Raw genomic sequence first — 22,522 nt, forward strand, 5'->3', positions numbered from 1 at the left:
AAATTGAGAGGGAGACCCCTTCATTTCCACTGTAATGTTTTTTTACATACCTACTCGTTTATTTTAAGAATTCTAAATTTAGAAAAATATTTCTCTTTCTTATTCTTTCTCTTCTTTTTCCTATATTATAATATAATATATTAGTAGATTCTTTTTCTATATCTATTCTGATATTCTAAATTTTTTTTCTAACGGAAACTTCTTAACGCTGTTTAAAATTTTTATTTTTTTGTTTATTGGGTTGTTTACCTAGTTTTATAAAAATCAAGGTAAGGCTGTGTATGAATAAAATTTGCAGTGGAAATGAAGGGGTGGGGGTAGTATAGAATATTACATGTTAATTTTCTAGTGTTATTTTACAATGTTCTACTATCAGCGCATAGATCAAATACCAAAAGCTCTCTCCCTTCTTCTGCAAGGCACCTTTATTTCTCATGCAGAAACAAGTCAGTGCAGCATTAACCACAGCTTATTTTGCTGAATATTAAAGTGTAGCCTTCTTAATCAATAAATTTCATCATTCTTCTGCTCTGGTAATCTCACAGCCGGAAGAAATTGAGTATTTAATAGAGGTATTAAGATGGACAACATCAGCGGCAACATCTTTGACAAATACGTAAATTCAAAACAAATCTTCAAAAGAGACCGTGAAATATTAAGGCCGTCTTATATTCCTGATGAACTTCCTCACCGTAAAGATCAGATAGATCAGCTGGCTTCTATTTTGGTAACTGCTTTGAGAGGAGATAGACCTTCTAATGTTCTTATTTTTGGTAAAACAGGTACAGGAAAAACTGCTTCTGTGAAATATCTTGGAAAAGAGATACTGAAAGCAGACGAATTTGATCGTGTCATTTATCTTTATATGAATTGTGAAGTGGTCGACACTCAATATGGTGTTCTCCAAAATATAGGAAACATGATCATCGATAAATTTGAAGAGCGTATACCATTTACTGGCTGGAGTACAGAACGGGTATACAACATTCTCAGAGAGAAAATAGATGAGCTTAATCGCGTTGTAATCATCGTTTTGGATGAAATAGATAAGCTGGTCTACAAATCAAGCGATGATGTTTTATACAATCTTTCAAGAATAAATGATGACCTTGAAAGGTCAAAAGTTTCCTTGATAGGAATCTCTAATGACCTTAAGTTCACTGAATTTTTAGATCCTCGGGTCCGCAGCAGACTCGGCGAAGAGAAAATGGTTTTCTCGCCTTATAATGCTGAACAGCTTCGAGATATTCTTGATCAGCGTTCCAAACTTGCCTTTTATCCTGATGTAATTGACCCCGGCGTACCGCCGCTATGTTCTGCTTTAGCTGCCCAGGAACATGGTGATGCCCGCAGAGCACTTGATCTTTTAAGAGTAGCTGCAGAGATAGCAGAAAGAAACGGTGACGACAAGGTTACTGAAGCTCATGTTTACAAAGCTAAAAACAAGATAGAATTAGATTGTGTTACTGAAGCCATTAAAACACTTCCTACACAGTCCAAATTAGTATTGATGAGCATAATAATCAATGAAGAAAGAGGAAGCGGCAAGCTCACGACAGGAGAACTTTACGAGACCTATCGTGATATCTCTCAGTTTATTGATATGCAGATTTTAACCCAGCGTAGAGTCACAGATTTAGTTTCAGAGCTTGACATGATGGGAATTGTACATGCAAGAGTAAAATCATTTGGACGTGGCGGCCGCACTAAGGAGATAGACTTATCAGTTCCTATAAATGAGACTAAAAAAATACTGGAAGAAGATGAGGTTCTTCATCCTCTCAAAAATTATCGCCCAAAAAATCAAACAACTCTCATCTAATCCTTTTTCTTTTTTCTATAATCTATAATTTCACTCAGCCCTATTGGTACTCCTATGATCAGTATTAAAGCAATAACAAAATCTGTTTTACTGTTTTGAGGTACACTGCTGAGGCCATGGCCGTTTGCTATAAGATTTACAATTCCAAACCATGGTATTTCTCCTCTTGCTTTACCAGTTATATCTTTTTCTTCCACAAGGTCTGATATTCCTGAGTTCTGATCTACTCTAGTATTCCCGTCACCCATAGTGACTATTCCGCTGTGCGGGCTGGAACCCATGTCATATAAAATATTTTTTAAATTTATTTTTATTTCTCCATCCTTAGTATACGGGACATTTTTTAGTACGATCTCATCTTTAAGATTTGAATAAGAGTGGCCGCCGTCAGCTTCCCATAAATTCTCATTTATATCTTTCAGCGAAGGAGCACTGAAGCTATTCGTCAGTTCATCATATTCTAATTTGATTATGGCTCTGTGTATTATAGATTTATTCAAGTATTCTGAATTATAAACTATAACATCACCGTAGCCGCTGTAGGTTTTGTGTCCTGTTGATAGTCCTTCAGCGTATGTTGTAATATCTTCAAATGAATTAGTTTCTTTGATAATTACGATATCTCCGGTATCTATAGTGCCTATTGAACTTTGGTCTCCATGCTGCATGCTTTCAGAGTCTACAACTACTAAAGGCGGCCAGATTCCGCTGTATGCAAACAGCGCTACAAATATGACTATAATAACAGCTGGAATGGTTATTATCGCCTTTAAAGTAGATTTGTTCTCTTTATTCACTTTGACTTTATTGGATACTCATTAGAAAAAACTATGTTGATCTTTATGAGGTCTGATGTTATTTTTAGGTAATAAGATAGATAAGTTATGATTTCAATAACTGTTTATGGCGACTCGTCCTGACAATGATGCATATTTTATGAACATGGCAAAATTATCTGCCACCAGATCTACATGTCTCCGGCGCAGCGTGGGAGCGGTTATTGTAAAGGAAAAAAGAATTCTTACTACAGGTTACAACGGAGCTCCAAGAGGAATTAAACATTGTGAGGAAACTGGATGCGTTAGGTTAGAAAATCATATAGAGTCGGGTACGCGTCATGAACTATGCAGAGGGGTGCATGCTGAACAAAACGCTGTAATTCAGGCGGCTTATTTTGGCGTGAGTGTAAAAGATGCTTCTATTTACATCACTAATTTTCCATGTGTGCTCTGTGCCAAGATTCTCATAAATGCAGGGATAAAAGAAGTCATTTACCTCGATGATTACGTAGACACTCTTTCAAGAGAAATTCTTGAGGAAAGCAATGTACTAGTGAGGAGATATGTGGAAAACAAGTGATAATTTTTCTACATTTTTAGATTAGTTATATTTTTCGTGTGAATTCTTCTTAACTCGCAACAATCTGAGCGTACTGTTTGCCTGTATTTTCTGCTTAATATCGCAATTATGATCATGTAAACTTTATTTTTTGTTAAATAATGGATACATTATCAGGAAGTTTTTATATACGTTAATCCGATTCCCAAAGAAAATCACCGGAGAGAGACCCGTGGGTAAATCTGAAACACTTCTCCAGGTTAAAGATGCCGAGTCTAAGGCTAAGCAGACAATCGAGCAGGCTAGATCTAAAGAGAAAGAACTTCTTTCCTCTGCACGTAAAGAGGCTGTAGACAAGATACAGCAGGCAGAGAAAGACCTTAGGTCCAAGTCAGCTTCAGAGTTAGCAAGCCAGAAGGCTTCGTTGGCATCTCAAAAAGAAGGGCTTTTGCAGAAAGGGAACGACGATGCAGCAGCACTAGAAGCTGTAGCTGTAAAGAAGATCCCTCAAGCAAAAATGATGATCAAGCAACAATTCGAGAGGACATTCGATGCTGCTACCGGAATCAATGAGTAAGATATTGGTCGTTGGGACCAAGGATCAATTACCGGCAACTATCGATCTTCTTTATAGTCTCGAAAATGTTCATGTTATCGATTTTCCATCAGATGGAGAGGAAGGATTTACTTTAGGATCCCCACTCTCGGCAGCTTCCGATGCTTCTCTGAAACTTTTGAAGCTCAGATCTATGGAAAAAGATCTAGAAATTGATGGGCGCGCTTACAAAGAGAAAATCTCTGTAAAACAAATTGAAGACACCCTTCAGTCAACAATGGACGAGATTGAAAAGCAGATATCTGGTATCGTCGAATCTAAAAGTTCGATGCAGACCAGACTGTCCGAATTGAATGGCCGCATATCCTTGTTGGATCCATTTAAAAAAGTGGATCTAGACTTGGGTTTATATCGTGGTTATTCATCATTGGGCGTAATTGCTGGATATTCTCAAATTGATCCTGAAACTGCGTTGAAAGACGCATTACAGAATGAATACGAATTGTTCAAGGGAAGCGACTCTTTTATTGTTTTATTTGTTCCTCTATCTAAATTAGAAGAGGCTCAGCGCACACTTTCTCAACAGGGCTTCAGTGAAGTTCCCATACCCGAAGGAAAAGGTATGCCATCTCAGATGGTTGCTGAATTGGAAAGCGAAATCGCTGATGTGAATAAACAATTAGAAGACATCGAGGCTAAGCTCGCTGAAATCAGAAGCAGTTATGCATCGTTTATTTCTGCAGCTGATGAACAGCTCAGCATCGTCGTCGAAAAAGCTGAGCTTCCTTTGAGAATGGGTGCCACAGAACACTCTTTTGTGCTCGAAGCGTGGGTGCCTGAAAAAGAATTTAGCTCAATTTCCGATGCCTTCAATAAGAAAGTTGGTGACAAAGTATACCTTGAGGTATTATGCACCAAAGATCGTAAAGAAGAGCATGCGGAACCTAGTGGATATGATGAAGAGGAGCCAGTAGAAGTAGAGGAAGAAGTTCCTGTAGAACTTAAGCACGGCAAGACCGTTGGTAGGTTCACGTTCTTCACTAAGCTTCTGTCAACTCCTCGTTATAATGAAATTGACCCTACAATCACGGTTGCCATATTCTTTCCAATATTCTTTGGTTTGATGGTAGGCGATGTAGGTTATGGTATTCCATTTACAGTCCTTGGTCTTCTTGGTTTAAGAAGATGCAAGAGTGAAGAATGGCGTGGAATCGCTACCATGCTGTTCTATGGAGGTTTGACTTCTATATTCTTTGGACTGTTCTTGTATGGCGATATGTTTGGTATTGAGTTCCATGCTGCTGAAGCAGGGGCACTCAGTTGGGAAAATCTCTTAGGAGTATCTATACCACATGTCTTGTTCAACATAGGCGACTTTGCTGTACAACTGGGATACGTTACAAAACTCGGCAGTGTAAAACTTCTGCTATATGCATGTGTCTGGGTAGGTATTGCACACCTCTTATTAGGTTTAATAATAGGTTTCTACAACACAACCATCAGGCACGGAATCAAAGCAGCTGTGTCTGAGAAATTCTCTTGGATCTTAATGTTCGTAGGATTTGCATTCCTGGTTCTGTGGATTGTTGACAATCTGCTTATGCCAGTATCAGACACTATGAACTTCACAGATATTAGATTCATAGTTGGAGTTATACTGTTTGTAGTTGGTTTGTTAATAGCTGTAAAGGCTGAAGGGGCAACAGCTATCATCGAGGCTCCTGAAGTCTTAAGCAATGTGCTGTCCTATACAAGGATAGCTGCCATCGGTATGTCTAAAGCAGGCATGGCGCTGGCTTTCAACATGATCGCTCTGGAAATGATAGCTCCAGGTGGCGGTATAATGCTGGTATTGGGACTTTTAGTCTTCATAATTGGTCATTTAATGATCTTTATACTGGCAATAATTTCGGCAGGACTCCACAGTATAAGGTTGGAGTATGTTGAACTCTTTAACAGATTCTTTGAGGGCGGTGGAGTAGACTTCAACCCCCTGAAAATAATTAGAAAACACACAATAGCAACGGAGGAATAAAAATGGTAGATGCAGAAGGACTTATAGCAGTTGGAGCTGGACTTGCAGTAGGATTGGCCGGTATCGGATCCGGTATTGCAGAAGCAAACATTGGTGCAGCTGCAGTTGGTGCAATGGCTGAGAACGAGAAACTTTTCGGTAAGGGTCTTATTCTCACAGTTATCCCTGAAACCATCGTTATCTTCGGTCTGGTTATCTCTATCCTACTCTGGATCAACATGTAAGAGAGGCTAACTCCATGTCATTGGACAAGATAGCCGACGAAATCCTTGGCAATGCCAGCAAAGAAGCTGATAAGATTGTCAAGGACGCGGAGAATGAAAGATCCAGGATACTCTTGGAAGCCGACCAGAAAATTGAGAATATGCGTAAGGCTGAAGAGAAAGAGCTGCAGGAATCAATTGAGCGCATGAAGCGCCAAGAGATTTCCAGCGCTGAACTAGATGCCAAAAAGATAGTTCTCAACAAGAGGAAAGACATTCTCAACCGCACCTTCGAGGAAATGCTAGCCGAGCTTTCAGAAATGGATGCCAATGAGAAAGGCGGCATTTACAAGAAGATCGTCGACCAAGGCTCAAAAGTCATCCCATCTCCAAAGGTTCTTTGCCCTATAGGAGAGAAGAATCTTTTGGCTGACGTCGACGGAATGGGAAAACTGACAGAAACTGACATGGAATCGGGCCTGATTTTGGAAAGTAAAGACGGCACAGTCCGTCTCGACTTCCGCTTCAGGACGATCTTAGAAGGTATCTGGGATCAGGATCTGAAAGAAATATCGAACATCCTGTTCGAATAAGGGAAACTGGTGAATAAATGATTGTACGAGGGCGTCGGGGGAAAGGCAATTACGCTTACGCAACAGCAAGGATCAAATCGAAAAAAAGCCTCCTGCTGACCAATGACAACTACCCCAAGTTGCTAATGATGGATCTCAATGAGATCGGTAGATTCATGGGTGAAACGCAGTACAAAACTGAGATGGCTGAACTGGCCTCAAAGTATTCCGGAGTCGACCTCATAGAATTGGGAACCTCCAGAAACCTCGCTCACACCTACAGATCTATCATTGGATTCTGCTCTGGTGATTTGAAAGAAATCGTGGCAGGATATCTTCGCAGATGGGATATGTGGAACATCAAAACCATTCTGAGAGGAAAGTACTCTAATGCCACCGTAGAAGAAATCCAGGAAGACCTTGTACCTGCAGGAACTCTCAGTGAAGAAGACCTAAACGCTCTGCTTGCTATCGACAGCATGTCCGAGATTCTCGAGACATCTGCCCGCAAGCTTAGCATTCAGGTTCCTGCGGACATAACTCTATCACTTGAACGGGATGGCAATTTAGCTGCGGTAGAAGATTATCTAGATTTCATTTATTACCAAAGATTATTGGCTTCTATAGACCCCAATAAGAAATCAGATAGTCAATTTCTTTCATTTGTAAAGCGTGAAATTGATATTGTAAACTTAAGAACATTGCTGAAACTAAAAATGGATAGTATGCCTGGTGATAAAATTAAGACATACTTCATTGAAGGCGGCAGCAATGAACTCTCTATTGCTGAGTTAAACAGACTTGCTGGTGTAGAGACATTTGATAATTTAGTTGATGAATTGTCAAAATACTCATTCTATGATGAAATCAAAAATTCATTAGAGAGGGCCAAGACCACAAGATCTTTAAATCCAGTAATGGTGAAATTAGACAAATATTTGGCCAAGGAGGCAGAGAGATTTTCCCATCTTTATCCATTATCGGTATTGCCTATCTTGGATTATGTCATTAGAAAGAAAATTGAAGTTGATAACATCCGCATTATTGCCAGGGGAAAGGCTAGCGGAATGGACAATGAAATTATCAAAAAACTGCTGGTGATCTAATGGACTTTGCAGTTATAGGAAGCGAAGAGTTTGTGATGGGATTCCGTCTCGCCGGCGTCAAAGAGGTTTACGCCGTTGAACCAGAGGAATACGAATCCAAACTTTTAGAACTCATTACAAATCGTTCCATTGGAATTCTAGCAGTGGATTCGGAAGACATCTCGCGCGTATCCTCTAGTGCACGTAAAAAGGCGCTGGACAGCATTTCTCCGGTCGTAGTACAGGTTGGCGGAGAAGAGGGCGATTTGAGAGAGAAAGTCAAGAGCGCAATTGGCGTTGATTTGTATAAGACTGAGAGGGATTAATATGGCTAAGGCTAAGCAAGGAGAGATTTACAGGGTCGCTGGACCGGTCGTAACCGCGACTGGCATCTCCCCGAAGATGTATGATGTCATGCAGGTCGGGGAAGAAGGCCTTATGGGTGAGGTTATCAAGATCTCCGGCGACAAGACTATCATTCAGGTTTACGAGGAGACTTCCGGGTTGAAACCTGGTGAGAAAGTTATCGATACTGCACAGCCCCTAGTTGCTGAATTGGGACCAGGATTGTTGAGCAGTGTGTATGATGGTATTCAGAGACCCCTTCCAGTCTTGATGGACAGGATGGGAGACTTCATTAACAGAGGAGTTTCAGCTCCAGGTCTGGATCACTCCAAAAAATGGACATTCACACCTGTCGCTAAAGTCGGCGATGTCGTCAAAGGCGGAGATGTACTCGGTACCGTGCAGGAATTTTACCTAACTCACAAGATCATGGTGCCCCACGGTATAACTGGAAAAGTCGAAGAAGTCAAGAGTGGAGACTTTACCATTGATGATGTTGTAGCTGTTGTTGACGGAAAAGACATTACAATGCTGCAGAAATGGCCTGTACGTATTGGAAGGCCGATCGTCAAAAAACTCTTGCCAGATATTCCATTAATCACTGGACAGAGAGTTCTTGATACAATGTTCCCTCTGCCAAAGGGAGGAGCAGGTGCAATTCCTGGTGCATTCGGTACTGGAAAAACAGTTACACAGCAGCAGTTAGCCAAATGGTCTGACGCTGAAATCGTGGTATACATCGGATGCGGAGAAAGAGGAAACGAAATGACTGAAGTTCTGTCTGAATTCCCTAAGTTAGAGGATCCAAAGACAGGAGAGCCGCTCATGCAGAGGACAGTTCTTATTGCTAACACCTCAAACATGCCTGTGGCCGCTCGTGAAGCTTCAGTTTACACCGGAATGACAATTGCAGAATACTTCCGTGATATGGGTTACAACGTATCCCTGATGGCTGATTCTACTTCAAGATGGGCAGAAGCTATGAGAGAAATTTCCTCTCGTTTAGAAGAAATGCCTGGTGAAGAAGGATATCCAGCTTACCTATCTGCAAGACTATCTGAATTCTATGAGAGAGCTGGTCGTGCAGAGAACATCAATGGATCCATAGGATCTGTATCTGTAGTAGGTGCAGTTTCACCAGCAGGCGGAGACTTATCCGAACCTGTTACACAGAACACCCTACGTATCGTAAGAGTATTCTGGGCTCTTGACTCTAAATTAAGAGAAAGGAGGCACTTCCCGACAATCAACTGGCTTACTTCATACTCTCTATATACTGGTAACTTAGACAAGTGGTACAGAGACAATGTAGCTCCAGACTTCCCAGACCTCAGACAGTGGGCAATGGAAATTCTGCAGCGTGAGTCTGAACTTCAGGAAGTTGTGCAGTTAGTCGGTTCAGATGCTCTTCCAGAAGAGCAGAAGATGACTCTTGAAATTGCCAGGATGATCCGTGAAATCTTCCTGCAGCAGAACGCTTACCACCCGATTGACACATACTGTCCTATGCCACGCCAGTACAAGATGATGAAACTCATCAAGCAGTTTGCTGAGCTTTCAAACAAAGCTGTAAGCAACAATGTAAGCGTGGACTCAATCGTTGCTTTACCTATCAGGGACAGGTTTGCCAAGTCAAAGTATGAAGAAACAATAGATCAGGAACTTGATGAGATTGCCAAAGAACTTCCTGATGTATTCGCAGCACTGGAGGCAAAGGCATGAGCATAGTTTCCAAAGAATATCATACAATTTCTCAGATTGCAGGTCCTCTCGTTTTCGTTGAGAAAACAGAGCCTGTAGGTTACCAAGAACTGGCCACTGTTACTCTGCCTGACGGCAGCCAGAAGAGAGGTCAGGTTCTTGATACATCAGAAACTACCGTAGTTCTTCAGATTTTTGAAGGTACTTCCGGTATTGAACGCGCTGCAGGAGTCAAGTTCCTTGGAGAGACCATGAAAATGCCGGTGTCTCACGACATGCTTGGAAGAATCCTGAACGGTGCTGGAGATCCAATTGATGGAGGTCCAGCAATCACTCCTGAAAAGCGTCTGGACATTACAGGTGCTGCTATCAACCCATGGGCCAGGGCAGAACCTAAAGAATTCATCCAGACTGGTATCTCAAGCATTGACGGTATGAACACCCTCGTCAGAGGACAGAAACTGCCAATCTTCTCAGCATCTGGTCTTCCTCACAACGATGTCGCTCTGCAGATTGCCCGTCAGGCAAAAGTGCGCGGTACCGATGAGGAATTCGCCGTGGTCTTTGCTGCCATGGGAATTACCGCTGAAGAAGCACAGGCTTTCATGGCTGACTTCGAGAGAACCGGTGCCCTCAAGCGTGCTGTAGTGTTCATGAACTTAGCAGATGATCCAGCTATTGAGCGTATGATTACACCTAAGCTCGCTCTCACCACAGCTGAATATCTCGCTTTTGAACTCGACATGCACGTGTTAGTTATCCTGACTGATATCACAAACTACTGCGAAGCTCTAAGACAGATCGGAGCAGCTCGTGAAGAAGTGCCAGGTAGAAGAGGTTACCCAGGTTACATGTATACCGACCTTGCAACCATGTATGAGAGAGCAGGCCGTATCAAGGGAAAGAAAGGATCAATCACACAGATTCCGATTCTTACTATGCCTGGTGACGATATTACCCACCCGATTCCAGATCTTACCGGTTACATTACCGAAGGTCAGATTGTGGCATCCAGAGACTTGTACCGTGCCGGTATCTACCCACCAATCAACGTAGGGGCTTCCCTGTCTAGATTGATGAACGCAGGTATCGGAGAAGGCCTGACTCGTGAAGACCACAAAGCCATCTCAGATCAGTGTTATGCTGCATATGCAGAAGGCCGTGATCTCAGAGGTCTCGTGGCTATCGTCGGTAAAGAAGCATTATCCGAGAGAGACAAGAAGTTCCTGGACTTCGCTGACGCCTTTGAAGACAAGTTTGTCAGACAGGGTGCTGATGAAGACAGAGACATCGAGACAACTCTCGAGATTGCTTGGCAGTTAGTAGCTCTCCTACCTGAGAACCAGCTGTCCAGAATTGACAGGAAATACATTGAAAAGTATCACCCTGCACACAGAAAGAGTGAGTGAACATGGCAACTACAGAGGTCAAGCCAACCCGGTCCGAACTGCTCGAAGTTAAGCGTAAAATCAAGCTTACGCAGTCAGGTTATAAAATCCTCAAGATGAAGAGGGACGGCCTGATTCTCGAATTCTTCAAAATCCTAGAAGAAGCTAAGCAGGCTCGTGAGGAAGCTAGCAAGCAGCATGAAGTCGCCATGAGGAAAATCAATGTTGCAATGGCTGTTGACGGAATAATCTCCGTCAAATCTGCGGCCTACGCCCACAAAACACATCCTGAGATCTCCGTGCGTTCCAAGAACGTTATGGGTTTGGTAGTGCCAGAGATTGAGGCAAACTCAGTCAAAAGCACTATCGAAGAACGCGGGTACGGTATTGTGGGTACTTCCACCTACATCAACGAAGCTACTGAAGCATTCGAAGAATTGGTTGAAACACTCACCAAGGCAGCTGAGATCGAGACAACTCTGAAAAAGCTCCTCAACGAAATTGAGGGTACAAAGCGCAGAGTCAACGCTCTTGAATTCAAGGTAATTCCTGAACTGCAGGAAGCGGAAGCATTCATTGAACTCCGTTTAGAGGAGATGGAAAGAGACAACTTGTTCTCTCTGAAACATCTCAAAGGAAAAGCCGAGGCACAAGAGTGAAACTTTTTTCTAAACTTTTTGATTGGGAAGATCCAGAGGTTCGAGGTCGATACCTCAAAACCTTCTGGATTATTTCGCTTTTTATGCTAGTCTTAGGTTACATTCTCATTGTTTACTTCCTGTTCATGGGAGACTGATCATAATAAAATTATTTTATTGATTCTTATCCTTTCACAATGTATAATATAGTGGATATATCCCATTATACACAGGAGTCTGGGTAGTAATGAAAACTGTTTATTTGAACACCTTGTCCGGTGGTAATTTTGAAGTACTTTGTCAGGATATTTTTTTACAATACTATAAAGTCCCTGTAGAAAACATGCCACTTGTTAATGATAAAGGCAGAGATCTGATAATACACTCTCCCGATGGAGACATTTTTGTTGAATGTAAACACCATCCACATAATCCTATAGGACGTCCAGTTGTTCAAAAATTACATTCTGCAATGATAACAGAAAACGTTTCAAAAGGAATAATTGTAACTACTGGCTACTTTTCAAAGGATGCTGTCAATCATGTAAATATAAACAATCTTCCTATTGATCTGATCGATCGGGATAGGCTGAAAGAAATTGCGTATGGTGTGGGATATTCACTCCTCTTGTCTGAATCAGATGACAAGAGCGGATCTATGCAATACATACCTCCTGAAAGTGGAGAGATATTCAAAGATCATTTATCCTCATTCATCAGTAGAACACTTTTATCTTATCCTAACAGCATCTCTTCTGAACTGGCAATTGAAGAAAAAAAGTCGGTATTAGTCCCCTTTTATAAAGTTGAATATGATGTAAATGCAACGTTTTCTACTTCAGTGGGTCTAATACATACGGAAAAATGTAGCGACACTCTCTATCTAAGGCAGCAAGATCTTTCCTTGTGCGACAGCTCATTCTCTCAGTGTTTTCCAGCATCTTCTTTCAAATCTTATGATCCTGTAGCAGATATGACGTGTGTAGATCAATCTGGTCCAGCACCTACGATGAATGAATTAACAAAGACTGCTTATGAGTATATAATCAATAAACATACAAGATCTGTCAGCTATGATGGAAGAAACAATCAGAGTTATACTAAAACTTGCGCTCCTTCTAAAAAAGACATATTGATCAAAGACGTAACTCATGTGTATATACCTTATTCAGACATTGAGTTCTTATTGCATGATCGCAAGAGAAAAATGTCTCTGGCAGAAAACCACACAAGCTCATTTTTTGTGCTGAATGAAAATTTCTTGAATTGTGAAATCTGCAACTCTAAGATATCTTCTGGAATGCTATGCAACGACTGTGGTGCAGTTGTGCATGTTAGTAAAAAGAAATCACATGGATTAAAGTGCAGTTTTTGTGATAAGACAGTATGCATTTCGTGCTCACAATATTTTAAAAAATATTTATTCTTCAAAAAACCAGTCTGCTCTGCATGTGCTATCGAAAATAAACTCAAGACTAAAAGATACAAGATATCTTAATCAAAAAATGCATCTGAACTCTTTATTGTATACTTGATATTGCATATTTTCACTTGTTTTTTTAGCATTGTCTAACCGTAAACTTTAAGACCAATACCTTGTTAGAGTCACTCACTCTGTAGGAGAGCGTTAGCTCACTTGCACTACAGGAGGAATATACTTGGTTGAAAAAACGACCCTAGAGGCCGTCAAAAAGGCTCTTGAGAGTTCCCCGAAAAGGAATTTCAGAGAGTCTGTTGATTTGGCCATTAACCTCAAGGATGTGGATCTCTCCAATCCTAAAAATAGGATTCAAGAGGATATTATTCTGCCACATGGAAGAGGTAGGGATATTAAGGTCTGTGTTATCGGTGGCGCCGAACTGGCTGCTAAAGCTAAGGACGTAGCCGACATGGTCATCACACCCGATGAATTGGGTAAGATTGCCGATGATAGAAAACAGGCCAAAAAGGTAGCTTCAGAATGTGATTATTTCATAGCTGAAGCTCCACTGATGCCCCAGATTGGTAAGAGGCTCGGTATAGTACTCGCTCCGCGTGGTAAAATGCCAAAGCCAATTGCACCTGGTGCGGACCCTGCTCCAATAATAGAAAATTTGCGTAAGAGCGTATCAGTCCGTACAAAGGACCGTAAAACGTTCCAGACTCCCGTTGGCACAGCCGACATGGATCCTGAGCAAATCGCAGAAAATATCGAAGCTATATTCAAGAGGGTTACCGGCAAGCTTGAGAAAGGAAGAATGAACATCGACTCGGCCTATGTCAAGACGACAATGGGTCCGTCTGAAAGGGTTCTGTAGGTGAGCTGAGATGGCACATGTAGCATCTTGGAAAAAAGAGAAGGTCAAAGAACTGGCTGATATGATGGTTAACGGACAAGTCGTAGCCATTGTTGACGTTCACGGAATTCCCTCTCCTCAAATGCAGGCCATTAGAAGCAACATGAGGGAAAACAGCTCCATGGTCATGACCAGGAACAATCTCATGCTTCTTGCTTTAGACGAGGCCGCAAAGCAGAAACCGGGATTGGAAAAGCTGAAAGAACAAGTCCATGGTCAGTGCGCCATTGTTGCCACACCAATGAACCCCTTCAAGCTGTTCCGCTCAATGGAGAAGACTAAAACACCTGCTCCTGCGAAACCTGGCGACATAGCTCCTGAAGATATCGAGATCAAAGCTGGAGACACACCTTTCAAACCCGGCCCAATCGTGGGTGAGTTACAGAAAGCAGGAATTCCAGCAGCAATTGAAGGCGGAAAGATCGTTATCCGTAAAGATAAAGTTCTGGTTAAACAGGGAGAAGCAGTCCCCGAGGACTTAGCTAAACTCTTGCCTAAATTAGAAATTCTACCTATGATCGTAGGTCTCGACCTCAGAGCTGCATATGAAGAAGGCGTCATCTATGACAAAACCGTTCTCGACGTGCCCCCCGATCATTACATCAATTTGTTGGCAACTGGAGCGCATAACGCTTTTGCACTCGGTATAAGCATAGTCTACCCAACTGAGGAGACAATTAAACCGTTAATCGCGAAGGCTTACCGCGAAGCTTTATCACTCAGTGTTGAAGCTGCAATACCTACAAAAGAAAATGTAAAGATTCTCCTGGCAAAAGCAAACGTAGGAATGCTTGCTATTGCATCACGTGTCCCAGAACTTGGAGACGAGCGTTTGACACAGCAGCTCGCAGCCAATGCTGCACCAGCAGCTGTTGAGGAGACAAAGGCCGAAGAGAAGAAAGACGATGAAGAAAAATCCAATTCCGAAGAAGGAGCTTCCTTTGCTGGATTTGGAGGATTATTTGATTAAGTAAATTTGGAGGAATATAAATGGAGTATATCTACAGTGCGTTGGTCCTTCACGCTGCCGGAAAGGCCGTTGATGAGGATGCTATCGCAAACGTTCTTAAGAGCGCAGGCGTCGAACCCGATGCCGCCAAGATTAAATCTTTGACTGCTTCCCTTGAGGGTGTAAACATCGATGAAGCTATTGCTTCCGCTGCTATCGCCCCTGTAGCTGCCGCTGCTCCCGCCGCTGCCGCTGCTCCTGCTGACGTTCCAAAATCAGCAGAAGAAGAGAAGAAAGAAGAAGTCAGCGAAGACGAGGCTGCTGCCGGTCTAGCTGCTTTATTCGGTTAAACAGGCTAAGAGCGTTTCTTACTAACGGGCGCAAGCCCACTTTCCTTTCTTTTTATAACTCTGATTGTTTTTATTGGCATTGTGATTTTGAGCTGACTAATTCACTCATCTTCATTGAGCAGCCATCTTACTACGTCTTTTATCAGTATTCCGTCTTTAGTCACTGAGGGCCTGCCCGCATTCATGGTCAATACAGTCTTAGGAAAATTATCCTGTATCAACCTTAACGGTGTCAGCTCTCTATCTTGTGTCTCTTCTAAATACACATTATAACACACTTGAAAATATTCTCTTCCGACTGTAGGCTTTTCAGCTACAAAATCCACTTCTTTTGAATCCCACTTTCCAACTGTAACGCTGTATCCGCGTCTCAGCAGTTCTAAGTAAACTATATTTTCTAGTACTCTTCCCTTATCAGCCGATGGGAATCCTATTGAGATATTTCTCAGACCAGTGTCTACAGAATAATATTTTGGTGTGGGATTAAGTGCTGTGGATCTAAGATCGAATCTATTTGCTTTGTAGATTATACATGCTTCTTCTAAAAGATTCAAGTATCTCTCTACAGTACTCCTGTTTATGCTGCTTTCTTCACTTATGTTTCTCAGTGAAGAGGGATTACCGATGTTAAACATCATGTACTTTACCAGCCTTTCCAGTTCTCCAGTGTTTCTGATATTTCCCCGTGAAACGACATCTTGATAAACTACTGAATTGTACAAATCCTGAAGCATAGATGCCACAGAAGTTTCTCCGTTTGCAGGATCTATGGCTGGAAATCCTCCATATTTCATATAATCCTCAAAGACCTCATTGTCATCTCTTTTGTTTCCGCGCAGCTCATGATACTCCTTGAATGATAAGGGAAGCATACGAATTGAGATATATCTGCCAGCGAGGTATGTGGATAATTCCGTAGATAACAACTGAGAGTTGGACCCAGTGATGTATATATCCGCTTCAGTATCCACCATCAATGCATTAGCTATCTTTTCCCATCCCTTTACTCTCTGAATCTCATCCAAAAATATGTAAAATCTTCCGTTTTTTGGAACTTTTGGATAAATATACTCTTTGAGATCATGATAATCTTCAATATGATCAAATTCTGCTGATTCCAAGTTCATCCGGAGAATTTCATCTTCCCCGACATTCAAATCTTTGAGTCTTTTGATATACTGGTCTAGAAGTGTAGATTTACCACATCTTCTAACTCCCATTATAACCTTGATAAAGTTAGTATCATCTCGAAACATCTCTAACTTTTCAAGGTATCCACTTCGTTCGACCAGTTTTTTGTTCATATACATTTTAGATGTGAACATGCCTATTTAATTGTATGTTATACTATGTCATTTTCTGAAATTGAATCAATATTTTCAGTTATACTATACCACTTTTAGAAAATATTTTGTTTTATTATCATATAGTATACCAAATTTAAAAAATAAAAAGTGAGGCTTGTACCTCACTCGAATTAGTTTTTCTTTTCTTCTTTGATTTTGCAGACTCCACATCCTGAACAGGACGGGCAGCTTCCGCAGCCTCCATTTCTTCTTGCTTTGATTATGTTGTATACTGCATATGCAAGACATGCTGCGATGATCAGGGTTATGACTGCAGTGGCAGCGTTCATGTTGCTGAAACCTCCGCTTTCTTTCTGTCAAGTATCCTATCTGGCCGTACCAGGCAGAAGATGATTCCTACCAGTGCGACTACAGCCAGCAGCGTGTATGCAGTAAATCCTCCGCCGGTGAAGAACATTCCGAACTGATACACACAGAGAGCTACTGCATATGCGAATACCATCTGATATCCCACAGCGAACAGGCATCCTTTATTTCCCAGCTCGCGGCGCATGGCTCCAATTGCTGCAAAGCATGGAGCGCACAGCAGGTTGAAAATCAGGAATGAGTAGGCAGACAGTTGTGTGAATGATGCTGCAACGAAGCCCCAGATCTCCTCTCCGCTGTCAGATACTTCAGACAGACCGAATAATGTACCAAATGTTCCCAGCACATTCTCTTTTGCAATGAATCCTGTAATAGTAGCTACTGTAGCCTGCCAGTCTCCCCACCCTAGAGGAGCGAATATTCCGCAGATTGCAGATCCTATCGATTCGAGAATTGAATTCTCTATTCCTACTGGCTGGAGCGACCAGTTGTATGACGACAGGAACCAGATCAATGCACACGCTACGAAGATGATTGTACCTGCTTTTTTAATGAACGCCTTTGCCCTGTCTCCTGTGCTGAACATAACTGTCTTTAAACCCGGGATGTGGTAAGGAGGCAGTTCAACTACAAACGGGGCGGGAGTTCCTGAGAACCTATTCATCTTTTTGAGGATAATGCCAGACATTATGATTGCGATTACTCCCAGGAAGTATGCAGATACGGCAATCCACACTGAACCGCCGAACAATGCTCCGGCGATCAAAGCGATAATCGGTATCTTCGCAGAGCAGGGAATGAATGTAGTTGTCATGGCGGTGATCTTCCTGTCGCATTCCTGCTCAATTGTACGGGATGCCATGATTCCCGGCACACCGCATCCAGTTCCGATCATAATAGGAATAAATGATTTTCCAGACAGTCCGAATTTTCTGAATATCCTGTCCATAATGAATGCTATACGAGCCATATATCCGCAGTCTTCCAATACTGCCAGCAGAATAAACAACACAATCATCTGAGGCAGGAAGCCCAATACTGCTCCGACTCCGTTTATGACACCGTTGACAATGAATGAGGTAAGCCAGTCTGCAGCGCCTACAGATTCCAGCCATGATTCAGCACCTGGTATGAGTGTCTCTGCAAACAATGTATCATTGACCCAGTCTGTCATCCACCCTCCCACTGTGGAGATGGAAATGTAATAGACAGCAATCATCACGCAGGCAAAAATCGGCAGAGCCAGAATTCTGTTGGTTACAATCCTGTCTATTTTATCAGAAGCACTTAGTTTCTCTTTTCTTGTTTTTTTAGAAGTTTCTTTTACAACCGTTCCGATGTGATTGTAACGTTCATTGGTGATGATGCTTTCTCCGTCATCGTCAAATTCTTTTTCAAATCTTGATACAATCTCAACTACTCTGTTTCTTTCCTGAGCATCAAGCTTTAATGTTTCAGTAGCTTTTTCATCTTTTTCCAGAAGTTTAACCGAATACCATCTGAGAAGACTGTCTTCAGCCTTTCCTTCGATAACTGCTGCTATTTCTGAAATGAATCTTTCAGTTTTATCTGAAAATATCTTTTTGACTGCAGATGTCTGCTTGCTTTTAGCAGTATTTACTGCGGCTGTAACAAGTTCATCCATGCCTTTTTTCTTCAGGGCAGAAATCTCTATAACGCTGCATCCTAGAATTTCAGACAATCTTTTAGAATCAATCTTGTCGCCATTCTTTTCGACGACATCGATCATATTAAGAGCTACCACTACCGGAATTCCCGTCTCTAAAAGCTGGGTAGTGAGATACAAATTTCTATCCAGATTTGTGGCATCTACAACATTTATGATTATTTCTGGTTTATCTTTTATTAGATAATCTCTTGAGACAACTTCTTCAGGACTGTACGGAGACAATGAATATATCCCCGGCAGATCTGTAATTACAACGTCTTTATTGCCTTTCAACCTTCCTTCTTTCTTTTCAACAGTCACTCCAGGCCAGTTTCCGGTATGCTGTACCGCACCTGTTAAGTTGTTGAATAACGTTGTTTTGCCGCAGTTTGGATTGCCAGCTAACGCTAATCTAATTACCATTTATCGAACCTCCACGCACCGGCAGAACCGGTAAATTTTACACAGCTAGTTACTGGATTTCTATAGACTCCGCATCAGCCTTTCTCAAGCTCAGTTCATAGCCTCTTACTGTAATTTCTATGGGATCTCCCAATGGAGCCAGTTTTCTTACAAAAATGCTGCATCCTTTAGTTATTCCCATGTCCATAAACCGTCTTTTGAGCTGTCCTTCGCCTTTCACTTTGATAACAGTAACAGTATCGCCGCATTTTGCATCTTTAAGAGTTTTCATGCAACTCCCTCACATACGATTCTGTTGGCCATGCCGCGGTCAATGGCTATGCGTGTACCTTTAATGTCTAGAATAAGACCTCCCGCCATTTCCGAGACGACTGTGATTTTTTCTCCTTCTATGAAGCCCATGGATGCTAAGTGTCCTCTGGTTTCGTCTTTGCCGGAGATCTTCTTAATCTCTACGCTTTCTCCAGATCCAGCCATTGATAACAGCATATCTTTCACCATCCGGCCGAGTATCCTTAATCTGTAAGGATTATTTCGGCTAACCTAAATCTGTATTTTAGTCGTACCTAATAAATGTTTGGTATACCTAAACTTTCTAGCAGAATTCTTTAGTTTACGTTTACTGACTGTTTTTTATTCCATTCATTTTTAAACCCAGTACATTTTTAGAATAACCAAAGGTTTAAAGCGCTGCCATAGATTGCATTGTAATGAGCGACAGGTGGCTCGCTGAAAGAAAGCGAGAACATTACTACCGTTTGGCCAAGAAGCTGAATTATCGTTCCCGAGCTTCGTTTAAACTAGCTCAGATAGACGAAAAATTCCATATTTTCAGAGAAGGAGATGCCGTGACCGATCTGGGGGCTGCTCCCGGGGGATGGCTTCAGATCGCAAAAGAGAGAGTAGGCGAAACGGGCAAAGTTGTAGGTGTTGATTTACAGAAAATTGAACCTCTGGAGGGTGTTCAGACCATACGAGGGGATATGCTGAAGCCCGAGACTGCCGAAAAACTCAAAGAGCTTCTAGGCGGCAAAGCTGACGTAGTCATATCCGACATGTCTCCGAACATCAGCGGAAGCTACTGTATGGATCATGCCAGGTCTGTAGAGCTTTGCACATATGCCCTGAACTTTGCGAGACAGGTTTTGAAGCCCAAAGGAAATCTGGTCATGAAGATTTTCGAAGGCGACATGATGAAAGGTTTCCTGAATGATGTCCGCTCAAGTTTCCAAAATGTAAAACTGCACTCTCCAAAAGCTTCACGAGACAGCAGTTCTGAGATTTATATAATAGCGAAAGGATTCATTCCTCCCAAAGAACCTGTGCCGGAGGAAGAACAATGAAGATAGTCTGCATAGGCCAGAACTATAAAGCTCATGCTGATGAGATGGAACTTAAAGTAAGAAAAGAGCCGGTGATCTTTCTTAAAGCTCAGAGTTCTCTTGCTGAAAACGGGGCAGTAATCTATTTTCCTGGAGAAGGACGGGTTGATTACGAAGGAGAACTGGCAGTCATTATCGGCAGGAAAGCTAAAAATGTAAAATCCGCAGACGCTTTGGAATATGCAGTGTCCCTGGCGGCATTCAATGATGTTACTGCCAGAGATATGCAGGATGAAGCGAGAGCTGCAGGACTTCCCTGGGCCCTCAGCAAGAGTGTTGATACTTTTGCGCCTATGTCTGATCCAGTACCGATTACATATGTGCCTGATCTTAGTGATCTGAAAATTGAGACAAGAGTCAACGGTGTACTGAAACAGAGCGGCAGCGTCTCCGACATGATCTTTTCTGTTCCAGAGCTCATCGAGTACATCACAAGATACATCACTCTGGAAGCTGGAGACATAATTGCTACAGGAACTCCTGTTGGTGTAGGTCCCTTAGAGGACGGCGATGAGGTGGAAGTGAAGATTGAAAGCGTAGGCACTCTGAGAAATAAATTTCACAGGCTCTAATGAGTCTGTAATTCTTTAATTTAGACTGCTGGTGTCTTTCATTCCATAGCAGTAGATCTTCAATTCAATATCTGGTGCAGGTTCTCTCCAACTTTTCAATATCCTTGTTTGCATAATTTTAATTCAGAACATTTCCTATTTTGGATGTTCATACGAATTTGTGTATGCAGATCCATAAAATTAGTGTATTGTCATCCATATTTTAATAACATTTAAATCCATGTTTTATCATGATATGATTGTGAGTAGAATAGTAGTGCCTCGTATTCAGTATCTGTCTCAATTGGAGAGTTATAGAAAGAATCCCGAACTTATCAAGGTTATAACTGGGATTCGAAGATCTGGAAAATCGGAGCTCTTAAGACAGTTTCGCCAATACCTTTTGGACCACGGCGTCTCACAGCAAGATGTAATATATGTTGATTTAGAAGAGAAAAGATACATCATTGATTCTGAGCGAATGCTGTATGAATCTATTCATAATCTGATTCACACAAAAGGGGTTTACATCCTCCTTGATGAAGTTCAACTGATCCGTGGATGGGAGAGAGCTGTAGATACACTGAGGTTAGAATTTGAAGCGAACATATACATAACCGGGTCTAACTCACAGATGACATCTTCTGAGCTTGGAACACATCTCACAGGCAGATTTGTTGAAATTCACATTCTTCCGTTTTCTTTTAGGGAGTTTATTGTAAGATATCCTATTGATATGGAAAATGGATACACTCAGCGATTTTATCAGTATCTGCGTTGGGGTGGGATGCCGATAGTAGATCTCGAAGATGACGAGTCTAAAAACAAAGCTATACTCAGAGGAGTTTATGACTCGATCGTAAATAATGATATCAGAATGCGTGTAGATTTGGAGCAAGGCATATTGGAGAATGTAACCTCATTCATGATGGCTAATATTGGAAACTTAGTCTCTACAACCAATATAACCAATGGTGCATTGATTGGTGATCCTCGCACCACTGAGAAATATCTCAGTGAACTTTGCAAGTGCTTTGTATTCTATAAGGCAAGCAAGTATGATATCATAGGTAAAAAACACCTGAGGACGAATGCTAAGTTCTATGCCGCCGATACAGGCCTGAGAAATGTGGTTATCTATGGCTTGGAATATAATGAGTCAGCACTCTTGGAGAATGTAGTGTATTTGGAACTAATCCGCAGAGGCTATGAGGTGTTTGTAGGCTCTTACAAAACCAGGGAGATTGACTTTACTGCCTGGCTAAACGGGGAACCAGAATTTTATCAGGTAGTTCTTTCATTGACAGACAAGAACACTCTGGACCGTGAAACCAGATCGTTTGTATCCATGGGTCCAGATTTCAAAAGAATCGTGATAACGCTGGATCGAGAATTTCCAGAAGTCCCGGAAGGTGTGAAAATCATTAATGTGATTGATTGGCTCCTAGACTTTGGAGGTTCAGAATATTCTGGTACTCTTTAATAAAATGAGTGCCATTGAGTGAT

At 41.8% G+C, this 22,522-nt stretch carries 24 protein-coding genes; 18 read left to right on the forward strand and 6 right to left on the reverse strand.

What is annotated here, in order from left to right:
* The first annotated feature begins 580 nt into the window (after positions 1-580).
* Positions 581-1,822 (forward strand): ORC1-type DNA replication protein, encoded by a 1,242-nt coding sequence (locus H729_RS00005; RefSeq protein WP_020447944.1) that lies wholly within the window; start codon positions 581-583, stop codon positions 1,820-1,822.
* Here the strand turns inward: H729_RS00005 and H729_RS09345 are convergent.
* Positions 1,819-2,619 (reverse strand): S24/S26 family peptidase, encoded by an 801-nt coding sequence (locus tag H729_RS09345; protein ID WP_020447945.1) that lies wholly within the window; start codon positions 2,617-2,619, stop codon positions 1,819-1,821. The two genes, H729_RS00005 and H729_RS09345, sit on opposite strands and share 4 nt — an antisense overlap.
* A 106-nt stretch (positions 2,620-2,725) precedes the next feature.
* Between H729_RS09345 and H729_RS00015 the strand changes: the two genes are divergently transcribed.
* The 14 genes from H729_RS00015 (at position 2,726) to rpl12p (ending at position 15,318) form a co-directional block, all read left to right on the forward strand.
* Complete coding sequence (locus H729_RS00015) at positions 2,726-3,181, forward strand: deoxycytidylate deaminase (RefSeq protein WP_020447946.1); 456 nt, start codon at positions 2,726-2,728, stop codon at positions 3,179-3,181.
* A gap of 211 nt (positions 3,182-3,392) precedes the next feature.
* Positions 3,393-3,737 carry a hypothetical protein gene (locus H729_RS00020; RefSeq protein WP_020447947.1) on the forward strand — a complete coding sequence of 115 codons (345 nt, stop codon included), beginning with the start codon at positions 3,393-3,395 and terminating at the stop codon, positions 3,735-3,737.
* A complete protein-coding gene (locus H729_RS00025) occupies positions 3,712-5,751 on the forward strand; it encodes a V-type ATP synthase subunit I (RefSeq protein WP_081633066.1) in 2,040 nt (679 codons plus the stop codon). Before H729_RS00020 ends, H729_RS00025 begins: the two co-directional genes overlap by 26 nt.
* 2 nt (positions 5,752-5,753) lie before the next feature.
* Positions 5,754-5,975, forward strand: coding sequence for a H+transporting two-sector ATPase subunit C (locus H729_RS00030; RefSeq protein WP_020447949.1), 222 nt, complete (start codon positions 5,754-5,756; stop codon positions 5,973-5,975).
* A 14-nt stretch (positions 5,976-5,989) separates the two neighbouring features.
* On the forward strand, positions 5,990-6,547 hold the full coding sequence (locus H729_RS00035) for a V-type ATP synthase subunit E family protein (protein WP_020447950.1): 558 nt from the start codon (positions 5,990-5,992) through the stop codon (positions 6,545-6,547).
* A gap of 17 nt (positions 6,548-6,564) precedes the next feature.
* Positions 6,565-7,632, forward strand: coding sequence for an ATP synthase A1 subunit C (gene ahaC / locus H729_RS00040; RefSeq protein WP_020447951.1), 1,068 nt, complete (start codon positions 6,565-6,567; stop codon positions 7,630-7,632).
* Positions 7,632-7,937: a V-type ATP synthase subunit F gene (locus H729_RS00045; RefSeq protein WP_020447952.1), complete on the forward strand. Its 306-nt coding sequence runs from the start codon at positions 7,632-7,634 to the stop codon at positions 7,935-7,937. Before ahaC ends, H729_RS00045 begins: the two co-directional genes overlap by 1 nt.
* A gap of 1 nt (position 7,938) precedes the next feature.
* Positions 7,939-9,678 (forward strand): V-type ATP synthase subunit A, encoded by a 1,740-nt coding sequence (locus H729_RS00050; protein WP_020447953.1) that lies wholly within the window; start codon positions 7,939-7,941, stop codon positions 9,676-9,678.
* Positions 9,675-11,066 carry an ATP synthase subunit B gene (locus H729_RS00055; RefSeq protein WP_020447954.1) on the forward strand — a complete coding sequence of 464 codons (1,392 nt, stop codon included), beginning with the start codon at positions 9,675-9,677 and terminating at the stop codon, positions 11,064-11,066. The genes H729_RS00050 and H729_RS00055 overlap by 4 nt, the downstream gene beginning before the upstream one ends.
* Before the next feature lie 2 nt (positions 11,067-11,068).
* Positions 11,069-11,704, forward strand: a complete 636-nt coding sequence (locus H729_RS00060) for a V-type ATP synthase subunit D (protein ID WP_020447955.1) — start codon at positions 11,069-11,071, stop codon at positions 11,702-11,704.
* 226 nt (positions 11,705-11,930) lie between these two features.
* Complete coding sequence (locus H729_RS00065) at positions 11,931-13,181, forward strand: restriction endonuclease (protein ID WP_020447956.1); 1,251 nt, start codon at positions 11,931-11,933, stop codon at positions 13,179-13,181.
* Positions 13,182-13,341: 160 nt separating this feature from the next.
* Entirely contained in the window at positions 13,342-13,980 is a 639-nt protein-coding gene (locus H729_RS00070; RefSeq protein ID WP_020447957.1) for a 50S ribosomal protein L1, read from the forward strand.
* Positions 13,981-13,990: 10 nt separating this feature from the next.
* Positions 13,991-14,989 carry a 50S ribosomal protein L10 gene (locus H729_RS00075; protein ID WP_020447958.1) on the forward strand — a complete coding sequence of 333 codons (999 nt, stop codon included), beginning with the start codon at positions 13,991-13,993 and terminating at the stop codon, positions 14,987-14,989.
* Between the two features lie 20 nt (positions 14,990-15,009).
* Positions 15,010-15,318 (forward strand): 50S ribosomal protein P1, encoded by a 309-nt coding sequence (gene rpl12p, locus H729_RS00080; protein ID WP_020447959.1) that lies wholly within the window; start codon positions 15,010-15,012, stop codon positions 15,316-15,318.
* Positions 15,319-15,419: 101 nt separating this feature from the next.
* Here the strand turns inward: rpl12p and H729_RS00085 are convergent, their stop codons facing one another.
* The 5 genes from H729_RS00085 to H729_RS00100 all read right to left on the reverse strand — a co-directional run bounded on the left by H729_RS00085 (position 15,420) and on the right by H729_RS00100 (position 19,572).
* Positions 15,420-16,622 carry an ATP-binding protein gene (locus H729_RS00085; RefSeq protein ID WP_172618635.1) on the reverse strand — a complete coding sequence of 401 codons (1,203 nt, stop codon included), beginning with the start codon at positions 16,620-16,622 and terminating at the stop codon, positions 15,420-15,422.
* A gap of 173 nt (positions 16,623-16,795) precedes the next feature.
* A complete protein-coding gene (locus H729_RS09595; RefSeq protein WP_081633067.1) occupies positions 16,796-16,954 on the reverse strand; it encodes a FeoB-associated Cys-rich membrane protein in 159 nt (52 codons plus the stop codon).
* Entirely contained in the window at positions 16,951-19,083 is a 2,133-nt protein-coding gene (feoB, locus tag H729_RS00090) for a ferrous iron transport protein B (RefSeq protein ID WP_020447961.1), read from the reverse strand. Before feoB ends, H729_RS09595 begins: the two co-directional genes overlap by 4 nt.
* Positions 19,084-19,132: 49 nt before the next feature.
* On the reverse strand, positions 19,133-19,354 hold the full coding sequence (locus tag H729_RS00095; RefSeq protein ID WP_020447962.1) for a FeoA family protein: 222 nt from the start codon (positions 19,352-19,354) through the stop codon (positions 19,133-19,135).
* Entirely contained in the window at positions 19,351-19,572 is a 222-nt protein-coding gene (locus H729_RS00100) for a FeoA family protein (RefSeq protein WP_020447963.1), read from the reverse strand. Before H729_RS00100 ends, H729_RS00095 begins: the two co-directional genes overlap by 4 nt.
* A 221-nt stretch (positions 19,573-19,793) precedes the next feature.
* On the opposite strand from H729_RS00100, the gene H729_RS00105 reads away from it, so the two are divergent.
* From H729_RS00105 to H729_RS00115, 3 genes are all read left to right on the forward strand, one after another.
* Positions 19,794-20,426 (forward strand): RlmE family RNA methyltransferase, encoded by a 633-nt coding sequence (locus tag H729_RS00105; RefSeq protein ID WP_020447964.1) that lies wholly within the window; start codon positions 19,794-19,796, stop codon positions 20,424-20,426.
* Positions 20,423-21,037 carry a fumarylacetoacetate hydrolase family protein gene (locus tag H729_RS00110; protein ID WP_020447965.1) on the forward strand — a complete coding sequence of 205 codons (615 nt, stop codon included), beginning with the start codon at positions 20,423-20,425 and terminating at the stop codon, positions 21,035-21,037. The genes H729_RS00105 and H729_RS00110 overlap by 4 nt, the downstream gene beginning before the upstream one ends.
* Positions 21,038-21,278: 241 nt before the next feature.
* Positions 21,279-22,499 (forward strand): ATP-binding protein, encoded by a 1,221-nt coding sequence (locus H729_RS00115; RefSeq protein WP_172618636.1) that lies wholly within the window; start codon positions 21,279-21,281, stop codon positions 22,497-22,499.
* The last annotated feature ends 23 nt before the right edge of the window (positions 22,500-22,522 follow it).

The sequence above is a fragment of the Candidatus Methanomassiliicoccus intestinalis Issoire-Mx1 genome (assembly GCF_000404225.1).
GTDB lineage: Archaea > Thermoplasmatota > Thermoplasmata > Methanomassiliicoccales > Methanomassiliicoccaceae > Methanomassiliicoccus_A > Methanomassiliicoccus_A intestinalis.